This is a genomic window from Pseudonocardia pini, from assembly GCF_013870575.1.
Lineage (GTDB): Bacteria > Actinomycetota > Actinomycetes > Mycobacteriales > Pseudonocardiaceae > Pseudonocardia > Pseudonocardia pini.
Genome location: NZ_JACBXB010000374.1, coordinates 1 through 5,235 on the forward strand (window position 1 = coordinate 1; position 5,235 = coordinate 5,235).

6 protein-coding genes are annotated in these 5,235 nt (G+C 74.5%); 3 read left to right on the forward strand and 3 right to left on the reverse strand.

The genetic code is table 11. The features are described 5' to 3' along the window. From H5J29_RS19825 to H5J29_RS19835, 3 genes are all read left to right on the forward strand, one after another. A partial coding sequence (locus H5J29_RS19825; RefSeq protein WP_220187668.1) for an enoyl-CoA hydratase/isomerase family protein occupies positions 1-778 on the forward strand: 778 nt, incomplete at its 5' end. After that, positions 779-1,798: a TIGR03617 family F420-dependent LLM class oxidoreductase gene (locus tag H5J29_RS19830; RefSeq protein WP_181782544.1), complete on the forward strand. Its 1,020-nt coding sequence runs from the start codon at positions 779-781 to the stop codon at positions 1,796-1,798. Positions 1,799-1,823: 25 nt separating this feature from the next. After that, positions 1,824-2,957: a CaiB/BaiF CoA transferase family protein gene (locus H5J29_RS19835; protein WP_181782545.1), complete on the forward strand. Its 1,134-nt coding sequence runs from the start codon at positions 1,824-1,826 to the stop codon at positions 2,955-2,957. On the opposite strand, the gene H5J29_RS19840 is transcribed toward H5J29_RS19835, so the two are convergent. The 3 genes from H5J29_RS19840 to H5J29_RS19850 form a co-directional block, all read right to left on the reverse strand. Further along, on the reverse strand, positions 2,938-3,846 hold the full coding sequence (locus H5J29_RS19840; RefSeq protein WP_181782546.1) for an alpha/beta fold hydrolase: 909 nt from the start codon (positions 3,844-3,846) through the stop codon (positions 2,938-2,940). The two genes, H5J29_RS19835 and H5J29_RS19840, sit on opposite strands and share 20 nt — an antisense overlap. Further along, on the reverse strand, positions 3,843-4,652 hold the full coding sequence (locus H5J29_RS19845; protein ID WP_181782547.1) for an enoyl-CoA hydratase-related protein: 810 nt from the start codon (positions 4,650-4,652) through the stop codon (positions 3,843-3,845). The genes H5J29_RS19840 and H5J29_RS19845 overlap by 4 nt, the downstream gene beginning before the upstream one ends. Then, positions 4,649-5,235 (reverse strand): CoA transferase (locus tag H5J29_RS19850; protein ID WP_181782548.1); only part of this gene is annotated, 587 nt, incomplete at its 5' end. The genes H5J29_RS19845 and H5J29_RS19850, both read right to left, overlap by 4 nt.

Consider the following 5,235-nt stretch of genomic DNA (forward strand, 5'->3'; position numbering starts at 1 on the left):
CGCGGTGCGCTTCGAGCGGCGAGGTGCCGCGGCCTGGCTCACTCTCGACCGACCGGCGGACCTCAACGCGATCGACCGCGCGGTCCTCGACGGGCTGTCGGAGGGGCTCGACCGGGCGGGCGCCGACGACGGGATCCGGGTCCTCGTGATCACCGGGGCGGGCCGGGCGTTCTGCGCCGGGGGCGACCTCAAGGCCGTCGAGGAGATGGCAGCCGCGGATCCGCGGGGCGGGCAGGGGTTCCTGCTCGATCTGGGCGCGGTGCTCGAGCGACTGGCGGCCTTTCCCGGGCCGGTGGTCGCGGCGGTCAACGGGTTGGCCATGGCGGGCGGCCTGGAGATCGCGCTCTGCTGCGATCTGGTCGTGGCGGCCGAAGACGCCCGGATCGGGGACGCGCACGCGACGTACGGCCTGATCCCCGGGGGTGGCTCCAGCATCCGGCTGCCGCGGCGGGTCGGCACCGGTATGGCCATGCGCCTGCTGCTCACCGGGGAGGCACTGCCCGCCCGCGAACTGGTCGCCTGCGGCCTGGTGACCACCGCGGTTCCCGCCGACGAGCTCGAGGACGCAGTGGACGGGCTGGTGGCTGTCCTCGCCGCCCGGAGCCCGCTGGGCCTGGCGCGCACCAAGCGGCTGGTGCACGACGGTGCGGACCAGGCCGTCGCGACCGGCCTGCGGCTCGAGCTGGTCGCCTCCGACCTGCACGCCCGCTCCTTCGACATGGCCGAGGGGCTCGCCGCGTTCCGTGAGAAGCGGACACCGAGGTTCGAGGGCCGCTGAATGCTGCTCGACCATCTCAACGAACGCGCCCCGGATCCCGCCGACGTGTCCGGCGTCAGGCTGCTCGAGGACGCCGGTGTCGCCGGCTGGTTCACGGTCGAGACGAACTTCGACGGGACCCTGGCCGCGGCGGTCGCCGCGGCAGGCAGCACCAGGCTCACCATCGGCACGGCGATCACCATCGCGTTCAGCCGCAACCCCGTGTCGGTCGCCTACACCGCGCACGGCCTGCAGGGACTGTCCCGCGGCCGGTTCGTCCTGGGGCTGGGCACACAGGTGAAAGCGCACGTCGAGCGGCGGTTCGGCATGCCCTACGAGCCCGCGCTGCCCCGGATGCGGGAGTTCCTCGCCGCGTACGCCGCGGTCTGGAGCTGCTGGGAGGGCACCGGCGACCTCGATTTCCAGGGCGAGTACTACACCCACACCCTCATGCCCGAGCCGTTCCGGCCGCGCGCGCTGCGGTGGCCGCGTCCGCCGGTGTGGCTGGCCGCCGTGGGGCCGCGGATGGCGGAGCTCGCAGGCGAGGTCGCCGACGGGGTGATCACCCACCCGTTCTGCACGGCGCGCTATGTCGACGAGGTGATCCGGCCGCGCATCGACGTGGGGGCCCGGCGGACCGGACGGGCGGTGACCCCGCAGGTGGCCGGGCAGGTGTTCGTCGCCACCGGTACGGACGACGAGGAACTCGCCGCGGCGGTGGCGCATGCCCGGGGTCAGGTCGGCTTCTACGCCTCGACCCCGACCTACCGTCCGGTCCTCGACCTGCACGGCTGGGGTGGGCTGCACGACGAGGCGCGCGCCCTGGTCCGGGCGCACCGGTGGAAGGAGCTCGCCGGGCTCGTCGACGACGAGGTCCTGGACGCCTTCGTCGTCCGCGGGCGCCCCGAGGAGCTCGGGGCGCGGCTGGTCGACCGCTACGCCGGCGTGCTGGACCGGATGACCTTGATGACGCCGTACGGGTTCCGCCCGTCGGAGCTCGCGGCCATCGCGGAGGTGCTCCGCGCGGCCGCGTACGCCTGAGACGACTGTGAAGGAGGCTGTGCCGATGGGGCCGCTCGAGGGCATCACGGTGATCGACCTGAGCAGGCTGGCGCCCGGACCGTACGGGACGATGCTGCTGGCGGACCTGGGCGCGGACGTCGTCACGGTGCTCGGCGGTCGGGCCGGGATCCCTGCGCTCGCGTTGCGCCGGGGCAAGCGCGAGATCGTGCTCGACCTCAAGAGCGAGGCGGGGCGTGCGGCGCTGCACGGGCTCGTCCGCCGGGCCGACGTCCTCGTCGAGGGTTTCCGTCCCGGGGCCGCGGAACGGATGGGAGCGGGCTACGAGGAGCTGTCGGCACTCAACCCGGGACTGGTGTACTGCTCGGTCACCGGATACGGGCAGGACGGCCCGCTGGCCCACGCTCCCGGCCACGACATCAACTACCTGGCGCTCGCGGGGCTGTTGGGCGCGCTGGAGAGCCCGGGCAGGGTGCCCGTACCGCCGTTCAACGTCGTCGGCGACTTCGCGGGCGGCGGGCTCCTCGCGGCGTTCGGGATATGCGCCGCCCTCGTCGAGCGGCAGCGTTCGGGACGCGGACAGCGGATCGACGCGAACATGGTCGAGGGGACCGTCTCGCTGATGGCGATGGTGCTGCGGGACTTCGGGTCACCGGTCGTCCCACGGGGCGAGAAGGGCCTGATGGACGGGGCCGCCCCGTTCTACCGCTGCTACCGGTGTGCGGACGACCGCTACGTCTCGGTCGGGGCGGTGGAGGACCGGTTCTTCGCGGCGCTGTGGACGGGCCTCGGTCTGCCCGCCCCGGTGCCGCCGCACATGGACCCCGTGACCTGGCCCGCGATGTCCACGACGTTCGAGGAGGTCTTCGCGACCCGGACCCGCGACGAGTGGGCCGAGGCCCTGGACGGCACCGAGGCCTGCGTGGCGCCCGTGCTGGACCCCTGCGAGGCACGGGAGAACGCCCACCTGCGGGCCCGACGCGCCTTCGAGTCCGATGGCAGCCCGGCTCCGGTGCCCCGCTTCTCCCGGACACCGGGGGTGGCGGGCGAGGACCCCGCCGTCGACACCACCGTGGACGTCCTCGAAGAGTTCGGGGTCCCCGCGGACGTCATCGCCGCCGCCGTCGCGGCAGGTTCGGGTGCGGCCCCGGACGGCCTCGTCACCTGGCCTCCGTACTGAGCTGCTGTCCCTGCGTCCCGTCCATCGTGGACAGGAGGCGCTCCAGAGCGAGGAAGAGCTCGTCGGGGCGGTCGAGCATGGCGTGGTGCCCGGCGCCGGGGACCTCGCCGAGGATGACGGGGGAGGGGATCTCCTCGACGAGCCGCGAGACGACGGCGCGTGGGGTCAGGCCGTGTTCGGAGCGGAGGTACCCCAGCGGACACCGCAGCCGCCGGAGCCACGGCCAGGCGCGAAGGGCGACGGTCTCGTCGAACTGGGCGAGGATGCCGCGATCGAACCGCCAGGTCCAGCGGTCGCCCGTCGGGCGCAGGGAGCGCGGCACGACGTGGCCCAGCACGTACCCGGCGTAGTCCTCCTGAGGAGGGATGGTGCGAAACCGCGCCGTGGCCTCGGCGACCGACGCATAGGTGGGCGCAGGGCGCGGAGGCCCATCGTGCCTGCCGCCGACCGGCGCCGGGGCGGCCCCGGGGTCCGCGAGCAGGGTGTCGCACAGGACCAGGCCTGAGACGAGGTCCCGGCGTTCGGCGGCGAGGGCCAGGCAGACCAGCCCGCCGATGCTGTGCCCGACGAGCACCGGGCGCGCGCCGGGTAGGGCGTGCCCGATCACGGCGGCGAGCTCGGCGGCCCAGCCCTCGAACGAGTACTGCTCGCGATGATCGCTCGTGCCGTGCCCGGACAGGTCGGGCACGACGATCCGGTGCGTTCCGGCGAACCGGGCCGCGACCGGCCACCACCAGTGCGCGTGCGCCGTGCCGCCGTGCACGAAGACCAGCGGCGCGCCGTCCTCCGGACCTGCCGTGAGGTAGCGGGCCGCGGCCCCGTCGACCTCCACGACGGCCGTGGCCGACGGCGTCGCGAGGGCCTGGGTGAACCACGCGGGCGCCGTCATCGGCCGCGGAACTCCGGGGTGCGGTGCTCCAGGAACGCCGAGACCCCCTCGGCGAAGTCCGCGGTCCGGTTCAGCGTGTTCACCCAGTGCTTCTCCTGCTCGAGCTGGGCGTCGAGGCCCTGGGTGGGGGCCGCGGCCATCAGCTCGCGGAGTCCCACGATCGCCAGCGGCGGGGTCCGCGGCCCCAGCTCGGCCGCCATCCGACGGGCCTCGGCCAGCGCCTCGCCGTCGTCGACGACGAGGTCCGCGAGGCCGACGGACTCCAGGAACCCCGAGCCCATCGGGGTGTTGCGGATCATCAGGTTCGTCGCCCGCGCCGGACCGAGGGCACGGCCCAGGAACCAGGAGACGCCGGCGTCGGGCGTCATGCCGAGCGGGAACGTGCTGCCGTAGAGGGCCGCCGACCGGCCGAACACCCGCAGGTCGCCCGCGAGGGCCAGGCCCGCCCCGCCACCCGCCGCCGCGCCCTCGACCGCGACGATCACCGGCATCGGCAGCGTGCGCAGCGCCTTGAGGAAGGCCTCGCAGGCCGCGAGCATCCGAGCAGTCGTGCGGTCGCCCTCGGTGTCGGCGGAGCCGTTGTCGCCGTCGACCACGTCGAGGTCGGCGCCGACACAGAAATGCCTACCGGCACCGCCGATCACCAGCGCGCGGGCGCCGCTCCCGCGCACCTGCTCGAGGGCCGCGACCAGCCCCTCCTGCATCGCCAGGTTCATCGCATTGCGTCGGTGCGGCCGGTTGAGCAGCACCTCGGCGACGCCGTCGGCGATCGTCAGCGCCACGGGTGGTGCTTCGGTCGTGGTCATCGGTCCTCCACCCAGGAGCGGCGCACCTGGTCCATGTCGACGTGCCGTGCGGCCGGGGCCGCGGAGCCAGGGGTCTCGGAGAGCTCGGGGCCGACGTCGGGTTGGACCAGGCCCTCGCGCTCGACGACGGACGCGAGCGGGTGGGCGGCGGCCTCGTCCAGGTCGAGCACCGGGGACACGCAGGCGGCGGCCGCGCCGGGATCGGCACACCACTCGTCGCGTCCTCGGCGTGCGAAGACCCGTTCGAGCTCGGCGCACCGGGCGGGCCAGGCGTCCGCCGCGTACTGGGCGTCCCAGGCCGGGTCGGTCAGCCCGCAGAGGGAGCGCAGGGCGCCGTAGAACACCGGTTCCACCGCGCCGACCGCGACGTAGCGCCCGTCGGCGCAGCGATAGGCGCGGTAGAACGGGGCCGCACCCGCCCCGGTCGCCACGGCCGCGGGACCCTGGGTGGCCAGCTCGCGCGCCGCGGAGGTCAGCGTGGCCGTCGAGCGCAGGATGCTGCAGTCCACGACCTGCCCACGGCCGGACCGCTCCGCAGCCACCAGAGCGGCGAGCACGCCGTGGAGCAGCGTCATCCCGGCCC